Annotated in this window: 14 protein-coding genes; 7 read left to right on the forward strand and 7 right to left on the reverse strand. The window is 64.7% G+C overall.

Translation table 11 applies throughout. From position 1 onward, the window contains the following. Nucleotides 1–31: 31 nt before the first annotated feature. Nucleotides 32–1,060, reverse strand: a complete 1,029-nt coding sequence (locus tag BCCGELA001_RS33820) for an alpha/beta fold hydrolase (RefSeq protein ID WP_008541295.1) — start codon at nucleotides 1,058–1,060, stop codon at nucleotides 32–34. A gap of 35 nt (nucleotides 1,061–1,095) precedes the next feature. Next, complete coding sequence (locus BCCGELA001_RS33825; protein ID WP_008541294.1) at nucleotides 1,096–1,515, reverse strand: organic hydroperoxide resistance protein; 420 nt, start codon at nucleotides 1,513–1,515, stop codon at nucleotides 1,096–1,098. A 198-nt stretch (nucleotides 1,516–1,713) separates the two neighbouring features. Here BCCGELA001_RS33825 and BCCGELA001_RS33830 point away from each other — a divergent pair, with 198 nt between their 5' ends. Then, nucleotides 1,714–4,554 carry an ATP-binding protein gene (locus BCCGELA001_RS33830; protein WP_060737265.1) on the forward strand — a complete coding sequence of 947 codons (2,841 nt, stop codon included), beginning with the start codon at nucleotides 1,714–1,716 and terminating at the stop codon, nucleotides 4,552–4,554. Between the two features lie 6 nt (nucleotides 4,555–4,560). On the opposite strand, the gene BCCGELA001_RS33835 is transcribed toward BCCGELA001_RS33830, so the two are convergent. Further along, nucleotides 4,561–5,232 carry a response regulator transcription factor gene (locus BCCGELA001_RS33835; RefSeq protein WP_008541291.1) on the reverse strand — a complete coding sequence of 224 codons (672 nt, stop codon included), beginning with the start codon at nucleotides 5,230–5,232 and terminating at the stop codon, nucleotides 4,561–4,563. Nucleotides 5,233–5,576: 344 nt separating this feature from the next. On the opposite strand from BCCGELA001_RS33835, the gene BCCGELA001_RS33840 reads away from it, so the two are divergent. Continuing rightward, the gene (locus BCCGELA001_RS33840; RefSeq protein ID WP_193409752.1) at nucleotides 5,577–7,202 is read left to right on the forward strand and encodes an MFS transporter; all 1,626 of its coding nucleotides are present in this window, start codon (nucleotides 5,577–5,579) and stop codon (nucleotides 7,200–7,202) included. A gap of 66 nt (nucleotides 7,203–7,268) precedes the next feature. On the opposite strand, the gene BCCGELA001_RS33845 is transcribed toward BCCGELA001_RS33840, so the two are convergent. Then, nucleotides 7,269–7,742 (reverse strand): secondary thiamine-phosphate synthase enzyme YjbQ, encoded by a 474-nt coding sequence (locus BCCGELA001_RS33845; RefSeq protein WP_060737267.1) that lies wholly within the window; start codon nucleotides 7,740–7,742, stop codon nucleotides 7,269–7,271. A 156-nt stretch (nucleotides 7,743–7,898) separates the two neighbouring features. Continuing rightward, the gene (locus BCCGELA001_RS33850) at nucleotides 7,899–8,420 is read right to left on the reverse strand and encodes a hypothetical protein (protein WP_060737268.1); all 522 of its coding nucleotides are present in this window, start codon (nucleotides 8,418–8,420) and stop codon (nucleotides 7,899–7,901) included. Between the two features lie 356 nt (nucleotides 8,421–8,776). Between BCCGELA001_RS33850 and BCCGELA001_RS33855 the strand changes: the two genes are divergently transcribed. The 5 genes from BCCGELA001_RS33855 to BCCGELA001_RS33875 all read left to right on the forward strand — a co-directional run bounded on the left by BCCGELA001_RS33855 (nucleotide 8,777) and on the right by BCCGELA001_RS33875 (nucleotide 11,394). Then, nucleotides 8,777–9,151, forward strand: a complete 375-nt coding sequence (locus BCCGELA001_RS33855; protein ID WP_008541282.1) for an AtpZ/AtpI family protein — start codon at nucleotides 8,777–8,779, stop codon at nucleotides 9,149–9,151. A gap of 98 nt (nucleotides 9,152–9,249) precedes the next feature. After that, nucleotides 9,250–9,999 carry a F0F1 ATP synthase subunit A gene (locus tag BCCGELA001_RS33860; protein ID WP_060737269.1) on the forward strand — a complete coding sequence of 250 codons (750 nt, stop codon included), beginning with the start codon at nucleotides 9,250–9,252 and terminating at the stop codon, nucleotides 9,997–9,999. Between the two features lie 52 nt (nucleotides 10,000–10,051). After that, a complete protein-coding gene (locus BCCGELA001_RS33865) occupies nucleotides 10,052–10,282 on the forward strand; it encodes a F0F1 ATP synthase subunit C (RefSeq protein WP_008541273.1) in 231 nt (76 codons plus the stop codon). 60 nt (nucleotides 10,283–10,342) lie between these two features. Beyond that, complete coding sequence (locus BCCGELA001_RS33870) at nucleotides 10,343–10,903, forward strand: F0F1 ATP synthase subunit B (RefSeq protein WP_008541272.1); 561 nt, start codon at nucleotides 10,343–10,345, stop codon at nucleotides 10,901–10,903. Between the two features lie 5 nt (nucleotides 10,904–10,908). After that, nucleotides 10,909–11,394, forward strand: coding sequence for a F0F1 ATP synthase subunit B family protein (locus BCCGELA001_RS33875; RefSeq protein WP_060737270.1), 486 nt, complete (start codon nucleotides 10,909–10,911; stop codon nucleotides 11,392–11,394). A gap of 199 nt (nucleotides 11,395–11,593) precedes the next feature. Here the strand turns inward: BCCGELA001_RS33875 and BCCGELA001_RS33880 are convergent, their stop codons facing one another. Together BCCGELA001_RS33880 and BCCGELA001_RS33885 are read right to left on the reverse strand one after the other, a co-directional pair. Beyond that, on the reverse strand, nucleotides 11,594–12,244 hold the full coding sequence (locus tag BCCGELA001_RS33880; RefSeq protein WP_060737271.1) for a hypothetical protein: 651 nt from the start codon (nucleotides 12,242–12,244) through the stop codon (nucleotides 11,594–11,596). Nucleotides 12,245–12,366: 122 nt separating this feature from the next. Continuing rightward, complete coding sequence (locus BCCGELA001_RS33885) at nucleotides 12,367–12,954, reverse strand: GNAT family N-acetyltransferase (RefSeq protein ID WP_060737272.1); 588 nt, start codon at nucleotides 12,952–12,954, stop codon at nucleotides 12,367–12,369. Nucleotides 12,955–12,969: the final 15 nt, after the last annotated feature.

Consider the following 12,969-nt stretch of genomic DNA (forward strand, 5'->3'; position numbering starts at 1 on the left):
AGCCTGGCTGGACCGAGGTGCTGACAGATGCTCAGGCGCCATCGGCGTCGATGACGGCCTTGGCGAAGGCTTCCGGTGCTTCCTGCGGCAGATTGTGGCCGATGCCGCCGGTGATCAGGCGGAATTCGTAGCGGCCCGAGAACTTCTTGGCATAGGCGCTCGGATCGGGATGCGGGGCGCCGTTGGCGTCGCCCTCCATCGTGATCGTCGGCACGTCGATGACGGGAGCCGCCGCGAGCTTCTTTTCGAGATGGTCGTATTTTGCCTCGCCCTGCGCGAGCCCCAGGCGCCAGCGATAATTGTGGATCGTGATCGCGACATGATCCTTGTTATCGAGCGCCGCGGCGCTTCGATTGAAGGTGGCGTCGTCGAACTTCCACTGCGGCGATGCCAGCTTCCAGATCAGCTTGGCGAAATCATGCGTGTACTTCTCGTATCCGGCGCGGCCGCGCTCGGTGGCGAAATAGAACTGATACCACCATTGCAGCTCGGCCGACGGCGGCAGCGGCGCGTTGCCCGCGGCCTGGCTGGAGATCAGATAACCGCTGACCGACACCAATGCCCGGCAGCGATCCGGCCATAGCGCAGCGATGATGTCGGCCGTGCGCGCGCCCCAGTCGAAGCCGGCGACGACGGCCTTCTTGATATCGAGCTTGTCCATCAGCGCGATGATGTCGGCGGCCATCGCAGCAGGCTCGCCGTTGCGCGGTGTCTCGCCGGAGAGGAAATGCGTGCTGCCATAACCGCGCAGGTACGGGATGATCACGCGATAGCCGGCCTTTGCCAGGATCGGCGCGACGTCCACGAAGGCGTGGATGTCGTAGGGCCAGCCATGCAGCAGGATCGCCACCGGACCGTTCGAGGGACCCGCCTCGGCATATCCGACATTGAGGACACCGGCATCGATCTGCTTGATCGCGCCGAACGACGCATTCGATGCGGAAGATCGCGGCGCCCCCGTCTCGGCGCGGGCGAGGTCGATCACGCCGAGCCCCATGGCAACGGTTCCGGCGGCGACACCAAAGAAATTGCGGCGGTGCTGGTCGATGATCTGGTTCATGGTGCTGGTCCTTGTTTGATGGTGGGAGGGGTGCGTCAGATCAGCGCGACCGTGACGTCGATGTTGCTGCGGACGGCCTTGGAGTAGGGACAGGTTTGATGCGCGTCATCGATGATGCCGCGCGCGATCTCGGGGTCGAGACCCGGGAGACTGACATTAAGGCGCGCTCTCAGCGCGTAGCCACCGTCGTCGAGCACGAGATCGATCTCCGCATCGATCGCGGTCTTCCTGGGAAGGTCGATCTTCCGATTGCGCGCCGCCTTCTCCATCGCACCTTCGAAACACGCCGACCAGCCCGCCGCGAATAATTGCTCGGGATTGGTGCCGATGCCTGCGCCGCCCGGCGGCGATAATTTGACATCCAGGCGACCATCGGAGCTGCGCGATGTGCCGTCGTGCCGACCGCCGCTGGTGTGTGTCCTGCCCGTGTAGACCAGTTTTGCCGCTTGCGTCATGAGGCTGTCCTTTCCGTTGCGTAACTGACTAGCAGCGGCTGCTCCAGGACACCCGTTGGGAGTTGTGAGAAGTTGTGAGGTCTCACCTCGCGCGGCTCATAAGGCCTGCATCCACGGTCTGATGCCGATGCGGAGCCACGACTTGCCTGATCGCACCCGTCTGGCTATCGAGACCCCCGAAAGGATCAGGATTTCGTGATGACTGAGCCGGCCCGGCCTGCGACGGGAACCCTATCGTTCGGGCCATTCAATGTGACGCCGCATGAAAGGCTGATCACGCGCGATGGCGTCGCGCTACCGCTCGGCGCGAAAGCCTTCGATATTCTGATCGCGCTGATGTCGCGGCCGAACCAGGTCGTCAGCAAATGGGATCTGATGGCACTGGTGTGGCCGGGCCTGACCGTCGAAGAAGCCAGCCTCCGCTTTCACATCGCAGCCCTTCGCAAGGCGCTCGGCGACGGCAAGGACGGCGCACGCTACATCACCACGCTGTCCGGTCGCGGCTATTGCTTCGTGGCGCCGATCTCGCAGGCGGCCAGCCGGACAGAGCGGAGCCCGGCGCCCCAGCTCGACCTGCCGCCCGTGAAGCTGCCGAACCGGCTGCAACGGATGGTCGGGCGCGACGATGCGATCGCGGCGATCTCCGACAAGCTCATCACCTCGCGCTTCGTCGCGATTGTCGGCCCCGGCGGCGTCGGCAAGACTGCCGTCGCGGTCGCGATTGCACACGACCTGCTCGGAACCTTCGACGACGCCGCGCACTTTGTCGATCTCGCCGCGCTCAGCGATCCCGATCTCGTGATCACCTCGATTCTGTTGATGCTGGGCTTGCCGGCGCAGACCGATGATCCCCTGCCCGCGCTGCTCGCGCATGTCAGCGACAAGAAGATGCTGCTGATCCTCGACAATTGCGAGCACGTCATCGCCACTGTGGCGCCGCTGGCTGCGGCGATCTTCCACGCCGCGCCGCATGTCCATATCCTGGCGACGAGCCGCGAAGCGCTGCGGGTCGAGGGCGAGCAGGTCTATCGACTGGCGCCGCTCGCCGTTCCGCCTGATGAGTCCGGACTGACTGTCGCTGCGGCGCGAACCTATCCCGCACTTCAACTCTTCCTCGAACGCGCCAGGGCGAGCGGCGCGCAGATCGCGCTCGACGATGCCAACACCGCAATCATCGCGAGAATCTGCCGCAAGCTCGACGGCATGGCCCTGGCGATCGAGCTCGCCGCCGGCCGGGTCGAAGCCTATGGCCTGCAGCAGACGGCGACGCTGCTCGACGAGCGGCTCAATCTGCTCTGGCAGGGACAACGCACCGCGCCGCCGCGACAGAAGACACTGCAGGCGACGCTGGACTGGAGCTACGGGCTCCTGTCCGACACCGAGCGCCAGGTGCTGCGACGGCTTGCGGTATTCGCCGGGCACTTCACCATCGACGCCGCGCTCGAAGTCGTGCCGGACGATCGCGTCGACCGCTCCCATTTGTTCGACGCCATCGACAGCCTCGTCGCCAAGTCCATGGTCGCGCCGCGGCCGATCGGCGCCATGATGCGCTACCGGCTGCTCGACACCACGCGCGCCTATTTGCTCGAGATCGCGCCTGATGACGCGGCGCTCGCCGCGCGTCACGCCAACTATTACCGGCAATGGCTGGAGCAGGCCGGCTCGACATGGGCGACGGTGCCGAGCGCCGACGAGCGGGCGGTGCACTTCTCCGCCCTTCACAACGTGCGCGCCGCGCTGGACTGGTGCTTCGGCACGGGCGGCGACATCAAGATCGGCATCGCGCTCGCCGCCGCAGCGGCACCGATCTTTCTCGCAATGTCGCTGCTGATCGAATGCCGGCGCTGGTCGGAACGGGCGCTGCGTGCGATCGGCCCCACCTCGCAGGGGAGTGCCGAGGAGATGCACATCCAGGCGGCCCTCGGCCTCACCTTGATGTTCACGCGCGGCGGCAGCGAAGCGGCACGCGCCGCCCTGAGCCGGAGCCTTGCGATCGCCGAGGCGCGTGGCGACGCGCCGAACCAGCTCCAGCTGCTCGGCCGCATGCACATCTTCCACGAGCGGATGGGCGAGTTCGACGCCGCGCTCGGTTATGCCCAGCAGAGCCTCATCGTCGCCGAGGCCCTCGGCGACGCGGCCTCGGCTGCGCTCGCCCATTCGCTTCTGGGCGTCTCGTTGCACCTGGCCGGCGAGCATCGCGACGCGCTGACGATGCTGGAGGCCGCCTGGCATGGACCCGGCACGGAACGGATCAGCACGGTCTACGGCTTCGATCATCGTAACCGGGCCGGCATCTCGCTCGCGCGAGAGTATTGGCTGCAGGGCCGGCCGGCAGATGCGCGGCAGCTGGCGCGGCAGACGGTCGCGGAGGCCGCGCAGATGGATCATCCGATCACACTTTGCATCGCGCTGATCTGGGCGGTGTCGATCGATCTCTGGGACGGTGACCTCGATGGAGCTGAGGAGAGCATCGACCGATTCATCGCGCTTGCCGAGGCGCGCTCGATGGGCCCGTACCTTGCGGTCGGCCGAGGCGTCAAAGGCGAGCTGGCAATCCGGCGGGGTGAGGCCGCCGATGGCGTCGAGACGATCAAGTCCTGCCTGCGCGAGCTCCACGATTCCGGTTACGAGCTGCTCACCACGACGTTCAACATCGCGATGGTGCAGGGCTTGCTGGCACTCGGACAGACCGAGCAGAGCGCATGCCTGATCGACGATGCGATCCGTCTCGTCGAGAGAAGCGGCGATCATCTCTACATGCCCGAGCTGCTGCGGATGAAGGGCAGAGTCCTGTTGTTGCTGCCAGAGCCCGGGGCCGATCAGGCCGAAGCCCGTTTCATGCAGTCACTGGATTTGAGCCGTCGCCAAGGCGCAAAAGCCTGGGAGATGCGGGCTGCAATCGATCTCGCCGCGCTATTTGCCGAACGCGGGCAGCGCGAAGAAGCGAAGCGATTGCTGCGATCAGCGCTCGAAGGTCTTAGCGAGGGCGCCGAAACGGCGGATATCCGGGCCGCCAACGCGCGTCTGATGACGTTGTAGCGCCTCTCACCCCGTCGGCGTGCCCTGCTTCCACTGGCCGCCGGCGATTTTCGCGGCGGCGATCACGGCCTGGGTGCGGCTCTCGACGCCGAGCTTTTGCAGGATAGCGGAGACGTGGGCCTTGATGGTGGCCTCGGAGACGCCGAGCTCGTAGGCGATCTGCTTGTTGAGCAGGCCCTCCGACAGCATCATCAGGACGCGGACCTGTTGCGGCGTCAGCGTCACCAGCCGGTCGCGCAGGCGCGTCATGTCGGGGTCGGCGGCGGCCGACAGATCGGTGTCCGCGGGAACCCAGACGTCGCCTTCCATCACCTTGAGGATGGCGTCGCGCAGGGTCTCGACGCCGAAGCGCTTCGGGATGAAGCCGGAGGCGCCGAAATCGAGCGAGCGGCGGATCGTCGCGATGTCGTCGGACGCCGAGACGATCACGACCGGAATCGCCGGATATTGCGCCCGCAGATAGATCAGGCCGGAAAAGCCGGAGATCCCGGGCATCGAGAGGTCGAGCAGGACCAGATCGACGTCGGGGGTCTGTTCCAACAGCTTGGTCAGATCCTCAAATGATCCGGCCTCGTCGATTCTGGCCGAGGTCAGGACGCCAGCCACCGCCTGCCGCAGCGCGTCGCGAAACAGGGGATGGTCATCGGCGATGACGAGATGGGTGGAAGGAGCGTTCATCGTTCTCTTGCTGTCGTTCACGCCGGGCCGGCGAACAGACCGGCAGACCTCAATTCTTCCCCGACCGGCCGTGGCATGCAAGTGCACATTATCCCTTTGCTGCAAAGGGGTTAATCCCCGGCGTCACGGATTGTGCGCCGGGCCCTCACTTCCAGAATGCCGGTGCGCGTCCGTGCGCAAGGCCGAAAGTCGTATTGGGGCGGGTTTCACGGCGATGTTACCTTGTCGCCAAGACCTGGGTTGATCCGGCACGTCCGGACGTCTGGGGCGCGAGGGAAACGCATTTTTTTGGGGAGCGACTCAACATGTCGACAGTGGCTGTATCTCAGACGAGCGCGGGAGGGATGACGAAGGACGAACGGTTCGTCATTCTCGCCTCCTCGCTCGGTACCGTGTTCGAGTGGTACGATTTCTATCTCTACGGCTCGCTGGCCGGCATCATCGGCGCACAGTTTTTCTCGGCCTATCCGCCGGCAACCCGCGACATCTTCGCGCTGCTGGCGTTTGCCGCGGGCTTCCTGGTCCGCCCGTTCGGCGCGATCGTGTTCGGCCGCGTCGGCGACATCGTTGGCCGCAAATACACCTTCCTCGTCACCATCCTCATCATGGGCCTGTCGACCTTCATCGTCGGCCTGCTGCCCAACGCGGCGACCATCGGCATCGCGGCCCCGATCATCCTGATCGTGCTCCGTCTGGCCCAGGGTCTGGCGCTCGGCGGCGAATATGGCGGTGCGGCGACCTACGTCGCGGAGCATGCGCCGAACGGCAAGCGCGGCTTCTACACCTCCTTCATCCAGACCACGGCAACCCTCGGCCTATTCCTGTCGCTGCTGGTGATCCTGTTCACCCGCACCGCGCTCGGTGAGGCCGACTTCGCAGCGTGGGGCTGGCGCATTCCGTTCCTGGTCTCGGTGCTGCTGCTCGGCATCTCGGTCTGGATCCGGCTCCGCCTCAACGAATCGCCGATCTTCCAGAAGATGAAGGAAGAGGGGAAGGGTTCGAAGGCGCCGCTGACGGAGGCCTTCGGCAACTGGCAGAACGGCAAGCTCGTGCTGCTCGCCCTGCTCGGCGGCGTGATGGGCCAAGGCGTGGTCTGGTACACCGGCCAGTTCTACGCGCTGTTCTTCCTGCAATCGATCCTGAAGGTCGACGGCTATACCGCCAACCTCCTGATTGCATGGTCGCTGCTGCTCGGCACGGGCTTCTTCATCGTGTTCGGCATGCTCTCCGACAAGATCGGCCGCAAGCCGATCATCCTCGGCGGCTGTCTGATCGCGGCCCTCACCTTCTTCCCGATATTCAAGATGATCACCACCAACGCCAACCCGGCGTTGGAGAAGGCCATCGAGACGGTCAAGGTCGACGTGGTGGCCGACCCGGCGGGCTGCGGCGATCTGTTCAACCCGGTCGGCACCCGCGTCTTCACCTCGCCTTGCGACACCGCACGTGCCTACCTGTCCCAGTCGTCGGTCAAATATTCGACCACGCCTGGCCCGGCCGGCTCCGGCGTAAAGGTAATGGTCAATGGCAAGGAAGTGCCCTACGCCAACGCCAAGGACAGCAACCCGGCCGTCCTCGCGGCGGTGCAGGCAGCTGGCTACCCGAAGGCAGGTGACACCGGCATCGTGAAGATGTCGCATCCGTTCGACGTCTTCCGTCCGCAGGTGGCGGCGATCATCGGACTGCTGTTCGTCCTGGTGCTGTTCGTCACCATGGTATACGGCCCGATCGCCGCGATGCTGGTCGAACTGTTCCCGACCCGCATCCGCTACACCTCGATGTCGCTGCCCTACCACATCGGCAACGGCTGGTTCGGCGGCCTCCTGCCGGCGACCGCCTTTGCCATCGTGGCCTCGACCGGCGATATCTATGCCGGCCTCTGGTACCCGATCATCTTCGCCTCGATTACCGTCGTGATCGGCGCCCTGTTCCTGCCGGAAACCAAGGACGTCGACATCAAGGCGAACTGATCGACGACACCGATCTCAAGCCATACGAACCGGCCGCGGTCTCCGCGGCCGGTTTTATTTATGGGGTCACCGATTGCTGCCGATGAATTGCAGCACGATCTCGCGACGGTGCGGACGAGCACGATGCTCGATCAGATAGATCGCCTGCCAGGTCCCCAGCGCGAGCTTGCCGTTCAGGACCGGGACCTGAAGCGAAGTCTGCGTCAGCATCGTCTTGATATGCCCGGGCATGTCGTCGGGCCCCTCGGTATCGTGAGTCCAGGGCGCATTTTCCGGCGCGAGTCGGGACAACGCCGTGGTGAGATCGACGAGCACGGAAGGATCGGCGTTCTCCTGGATCGTCAGAGAGGCTGAGGTGTGGCGGATGAACAGCGTCAGCGCGCCGTCTCGGGCGTGGGCTTCATTGACGAACTTGGCTGCCTCGCCCGTGAGATCGGTGAAGCCGCGGCCCGGCGTCTGCACGGTGAGCAGCGACGATGTGACGGTGGTGGCTTGCACGGATGATGGTGCCGAGCGCGTGACGGATTTGCCTGATGTCATCAAAGGCCTCTCGTAGAGTCGTCCAGGAGAAAGCCAGGACCCATTACCCCAAACGCTCGTTGTGACGAGAGGTGGCAACGGACATCGCGAAACACAGTGCCGCCACGGCGTATGGGTTCTGGCTTTCCGCCAGGACGACACCGAGAGAGAGCTCTCTCAAATCTTCCCCGACACGTCCTTCTGCACGCGGTTGGCCATGTCGATCAGCCGGCGCCAGGCCCGTTCCAGGAACGACATCGCGCGGTCGATATCCTGGTCGCTCGGCAACGGGATCTCGATCCTGCGCTCGCCCTCGGCGATCTTCGGCTCGGGCTTCTTGAGCGAATCAGATTTCGGCATCGGCTCGTCGATCTTGCCCGACACGCTCGGCCCGGCCGCGAGCTGGCCCCTCAGCTTCTCCACTTCGGCCTGAAGCCTGCCGATCTCGGCATCAAGTGCGGACCGTTCGTCAGGCACCGCATAGCAGGCCCAGCCGCCGCCGTTTCTGGTGCAGGTCGACACCGTGCCGGTGCGGGTGTCGAGCCGCAACACGCCCTCAGGGATCGGCGTCATGCTGTAACGGCCGTTTTCGCCGTCCGGCGCGGATTGCGCGGCGACGAAGCCGCCGCTGAGGACGATCACCCCGGCGAATGTCGCGGCCGCGAGCCATGATGTTGTGGATGACGTCACAGGTCTCATTGCGCTCTCCGTCGACGCGCAGGTGGCACTTTCCGCAATTCTACACCCCGCCGCGGTCATCAGTCGTCCAAAACGCATTATTCGAGATCAACGATGGCGAGCGTCCCTTTGATCCCGCCAGCGCGGCGAAATGGCGGCTGCATCCTCATGCAGACAGCTGGTGCTGCGGTGCGGCGTCACGCTGTGTGCAGCGCTGCTGTGCTCGTCAATAATGTCAAATAAATCAGTTACATACGGGAAAGCGACAAATCGTGACTTGGCTTGACTTGATTATAAGCCATCAGTATGGTCCGCGCGGCTTTTGAGGGTGGCGGGCGTAATTTCCATTCAGCCGCTGCGTTTCGGGTCTTCGTTGCATGACACAGGGCACGGGGCACGGCGAGAATGGAGATCGCGATAGATCGTCCGAGGAAGCTGCGCTTTCCGAACGGCTCGGAAGTCTTGATCAGAGGTTGTCCGAATTTCGCGACCGCCGGATCAAGACCGAGCAACCCACAGGTGACGGTGGAGACGGAGCGGCCAGAGCATCGGCGATGGCGCTTGGTTTCCGGCTATCCTCGGAGTTGATCGCCGGAGTCGCTGTCGGAGCGGGGATTGGCTGGGGGTTCGACCACTTGCTGTCGACGTCGCCTTTCGGATTTATCGCGTTCCTGCTGCTGGGCTTCGTCGCCGGCGTGGTGAATGTGGTGAGAACGGCAGGCGCGGGTTCGAACAGGCGCGGTGGTTCGTAATTGGCCTGGCCAGGTTAACTGTCGTGCCGCTCGCCGGCACAGCTGGCTGACCGATCTTGACCGGTCGGCTTGTTCAGCAGACGAGAGATGCCGCGCGGATGAAAATCGACCCGATCCACCAGTTCAACGTCGAACCGCTCTTCACGATCGGCCGTATCGGCGATCACACGATCGCCTTCACCAATGCCTCTCTCTACATGTTCGTCGCGGTAGGGATCATTGCGCTGCTCCTGCTCACCAGCGGCAGGCAGCTGGTTCCGGGGCGCCTGCAGTCGGTGGCCGAGCTCTCCTATGAGTTCGTGGCCAGCATGATCCGGAGCACGGCCGGGGCGGATGGCATGCGGTTCTTCCCGCTGATCTTCTCGCTGTTCATGTTCATCTGCGTCTCGAACCTCGTAGGCATCGTTCCCTACACGTTCACCGTGACGAGCCACCTCATCGTCACGGCGGCGCTCGCGCTGCTGGTGTTCTTCACGGTCCTGATCTACGGCCTCTACAAGAACGGCCTGAAGTTCTTGAAAGTATTCGTGCCCTCGGGCGTGCCGGGCTACATCCTGCCGCTGGTCATGGCTATCGAGGTGCTGTCGTTCTTCCTGCGACCGGTCTCGCACAGCGTTCGACTGTTCGCGAACATGCTGGCCGGCCACATTGCGCTGAAAGTGTTCGCCGGCTTCGTCGCCATGCTCGGTGCGTCTCTTGGCGTGGTCGGCTGGATCGGCGGCGTCATGCCGCTGGCGCTTGCCGTCGCGCTCACCGCGCTCGAACTGCTGGTCGCGTTCCTGCAAGCCTATGTGTTTGCGATCTTGACCTGTATCTACCTCAACGACGCCATTCACCCTGGACACTGAGTGATCCGGGTGCTTTTCCACCCACACCTGTCTTTCTTCGAAGGAGTCAAAAATGGATCCGCAAGCAGCTAAGTTTCTCGGCGCGGGCATCGCGTGCATCGGCATGGGCGGCGCCGGCATCGGCGTGGCCTTCATCTTCGGCAACTATCTGTCAGCAGCCATGCGCAACCCGGCAGCTGCCCAGGGCCAGTTCGGCAACCTGATTTTCGGCTTCGCCGTGACCGAAGCGCTCGGCATCTTCTCGCTGCTGATCGCTCTGCTGCTGCTGTTCGTCCCGCTCTGAACGCGTTCCGCGCCGCTTCCTCGTCGGAGGCGGCGCGTCTGACAGCAACAGGAGAACTCCATGGCTGAAAGTCATGGCGGCGCCAAGGCTACCGGCGCTCACACCGAGGCCGATGGCGGTCACCACGGCGGTGGCTTTCCGCCGTTCGAGAGCAGCACCTTTGCTTCGCAGCTGGTGTCGCTCGCGATCGCCTTCGTCGCGCTGTATCTGATCGTCTCCCGGTTCGCGCTGCCGCGTGTCGGCGGTGCAATCGAGGCGCGTCAGAACAAGATCGAGGGTGACCTCGCCGAAGCGCAGAAGCTGAAGGATCAATCCGAGGCGGCGCTGAAAGCCTATGAAGGCGAGCTCGCGTCGGCGCGCGCGCGTGCGCAGGCGATCGGCAACGAGTCCCGCGAGAAGGCGAACGCGCAGGCGGAAGCCGAACGCAAGGCGCTGGAAGAGCAACTCGCCGCCAAGCTCGCTGAGGCCGAGAAGACCATCGCCTCGACCCGCACGACGGCCATGAGCAACGTGCGCGGCATCGCGGCCGATGCGGCCGGCACCATCGTTCAGCAGCTCACGGGCGTCGTTCCGGATGCAGCCTCGATCAATGCCGCCGTTGACGCGTCCTTGAAGGGTTAGTCGAGATGTTCTTCACACCTGAGTTTTGGGTCGCCGTCGCCTTCGTGATCCTGATGGTGATCTTCGGCTATGTCGGCGTGTTCAAGACGGCGATGTCGGCACTCGATCATCGTGCCGCTCGCATCAAGGCCGAGCTGGACGAGGCGGCGCGCCTCAAGCAGGAGGCAGCCAAGGTGCTGGCCGACTACAAGGTGCGTACCGCCAGCGCCGAGCGCGAGGCCGCCGACATCATCGCCAACGCCAACGCCGAAGCGGAGCGCATTGCAGCAGAGGCCAGGGCGAAAATGGAAGACTTCGTCGCCCGCCGGACCAAGACGGCGGAGAGCAAGATCGCGCTCGCCGAGGCCCAGGCGCTGGCTGATGTCCGTGCCGCCGCTGCGGAGGCTGCCGTCCAGGCCGCCTCGACGATCCTGTCGCAGTCGGTCAAGGGCCAGGTCGCCGACGACCTGCTCGCCAAAGGCATCAACGAAGTCAGGCAGAAGCTGAACTGAGGGTTCCGCCTTCATCAATCAAAAAAGCCGGCGCGATGAGCGCCGGCTTTTTTGTTGGCTGAGCGAAAGCCCCTCGTGTCCCGGACGCGGTGCGGTATGAAATGACGCGCCGCAGAGCCGGGACCCACGCATCCGCGGCTCCTGTGCTCTGCGTCGCACCGCTGCGCGCTGCGCCGCGTCCGGGGCACGAGGCTGTGCGTTACTTCTTCTTCCGCCCCTTCGGTTCGGGCGAGAGGGCCTGCGGGTCGAAGCCGACATAGAAGATGTAGCTATCGGCGACCGCGGGGGCGGGCTCCGGATAGGTCATATCCTCAATCACGAACGTGAAGGGCACGCTGCCGCCCTCGGACATCTCGACCGTGGTCCGATAAGCTTTCGAGGCAATCACCTTCTCGCCGACGCCGCCCTGCACCACGGCGATGCGCAAGGGCACCTCGACGGTCGCAGGCGCGCCGGCGGGGCCGGCAATCACGCGGCCCTGGATGCCGATCCGGGCCGTGATGCCCGCGCTGCTGCGCGAACATTCTCGCGCCATCTTGGTGATCGAGGCCTGGAAGCGAATCTCATTGCCGACGGCGGGCTTGCCGGAGGCGCCGACGGCGTAGGTCGAGGCGCCGGCACGCACGGTGACCTGCGGGCAATCGACCTCGTCTTCGGGCGGCTGGCCGGGCGCGGGCGGCGGCTTCGGCGGGCTCGGCTCGTCGGACTTGCCGCCAAACAGGCTCTTGAAGCGGTCGGTCAGTGACTGAGCCGCCACCGGCGAGACAGAGGCGAGCCCAATCGACAATGCCAGCGCGATCGCCGTCCCCCGCCGCAACGTATTCCGCGATGACCGAAGCTCCTGCACCATCGACGCCCGTACTCCATGACATTGTCCGGCCCGATCGCCAGCCGGGGCATGCGGGTTATATCGCCAAAATCGGCGAACCCAAGGCAGCAAAAAGGGGGACTTGGCCGCACCAATCGGGCGGCTCAGCCGCGGAAGTCCTCATGCAGCAGGCCGAACAGGAGGTGGTCCTGCCAGATCCCGTTGATGCACAGATAGCGGCGCGCCAGCCCTTCGCGGGAGAAGCCACACTTCTCCAGCACCCGGATCGACGGCGCATTGGTGGGAATACAGGCGGCCTCGACGCGATGCAGGTTGAGCTCGCCGAACAGCGTCGGCAGCAGCACCCGCAGCGCAGCCGTCATGTAGCCGCGATGGGCGTGAGGCTGCCCGACCCAGTAGCCGATCGTGCCGGCCTGCACGATGCCACGGCGGACATTGGCCAGCGTGATGCCGCCGATCATGGCACCGTCGAGCTCGCGAAAGATCAGAAACGGATAGGAACGGTCCGCGGCAATGTCCTCGGAATAGCGGCGCAGGCGGCGGCGGAAGCCGGACCGGGTGAGATCGTCCGACGGCCAGATCGGCTCCCAGGGGGTGAGGTAATCGCGGCTGCTTTCGCGCAAATGGGCCCATTGCAGGAAGTCCGACATCTGCGGGGCGCGCAGCAGCAGCCCGTTGCCGCGCGGCGCGAGGGCGGCGGGTCCACTGGAAGGCAGGCGAAAGAGAGCCATGGTGATGCTTCCCGG

It is taken from the genome of Bradyrhizobium sp. CCGE-LA001 (genome assembly GCF_000296215.2).
Taxonomy (GTDB): Bacteria; Pseudomonadota; Alphaproteobacteria; order Rhizobiales; family Xanthobacteraceae; genus Bradyrhizobium.

Bases quoted from the DNA above. Each gene is read 5' to 3' on its own strand.
- BCCGELA001_RS33855 (WP_008541282.1), top strand. From the start codon at position 8,777: ATGACACAGGGCACGGGGCACGGCGAGAATGGAGATCGCGATAGATCG.
- BCCGELA001_RS33845 (WP_060737267.1), bottom strand. From the start codon at position 7,742: ATGACATCAGGCAAATCCGTCACGCGCTCGGCACCATCATCCGTGCAA.
- BCCGELA001_RS33885 (WP_060737272.1), bottom strand. From the start codon at position 12,954: ATGGCTCTCTTTCGCCTGCCTTCCAGTGGACCCGCCGCCCTCGCGCCG.
- BCCGELA001_RS33860 (WP_060737269.1), top strand. From the start codon at position 9,250: ATGAAAATCGACCCGATCCACCAGTTCAACGTCGAACCGCTCTTCACG.
- BCCGELA001_RS33850 (WP_060737268.1), bottom strand. From the start codon at position 8,420: ATGAGACCTGTGACGTCATCCACAACATCATGGCTCGCGGCCGCGACA.
- BCCGELA001_RS33870 (WP_008541272.1), top strand. From the start codon at position 10,343: ATGGCTGAAAGTCATGGCGGCGCCAAGGCTACCGGCGCTCACACCGAG.
- BCCGELA001_RS33830 (WP_060737265.1), top strand. From the start codon at position 1,714: ATGACTGAGCCGGCCCGGCCTGCGACGGGAACCCTATCGTTCGGGCCA.
- BCCGELA001_RS33875 (WP_060737270.1), top strand. From the start codon at position 10,909: ATGTTCTTCACACCTGAGTTTTGGGTCGCCGTCGCCTTCGTGATCCTG.
- BCCGELA001_RS33880 (WP_060737271.1), bottom strand. From the start codon at position 12,244: ATGGTGCAGGAGCTTCGGTCATCGCGGAATACGTTGCGGCGGGGGACG.
- BCCGELA001_RS33825 (WP_008541294.1), bottom strand. From the start codon at position 1,515: ATGACGCAAGCGGCAAAACTGGTCTACACGGGCAGGACACACACCAGC.
- BCCGELA001_RS33840 (WP_193409752.1), top strand. From the start codon at position 5,577: ATGACGAAGGACGAACGGTTCGTCATTCTCGCCTCCTCGCTCGGTACC.
- BCCGELA001_RS33820 (WP_008541295.1), bottom strand. From the start codon at position 1,060: ATGAACCAGATCATCGACCAGCACCGCCGCAATTTCTTTGGTGTCGCC.
- BCCGELA001_RS33865 (WP_008541273.1), top strand. From the start codon at position 10,052: ATGGATCCGCAAGCAGCTAAGTTTCTCGGCGCGGGCATCGCGTGCATC.
- BCCGELA001_RS33835 (WP_008541291.1), bottom strand. From the start codon at position 5,232: ATGAACGCTCCTTCCACCCATCTCGTCATCGCCGATGACCATCCCCTG.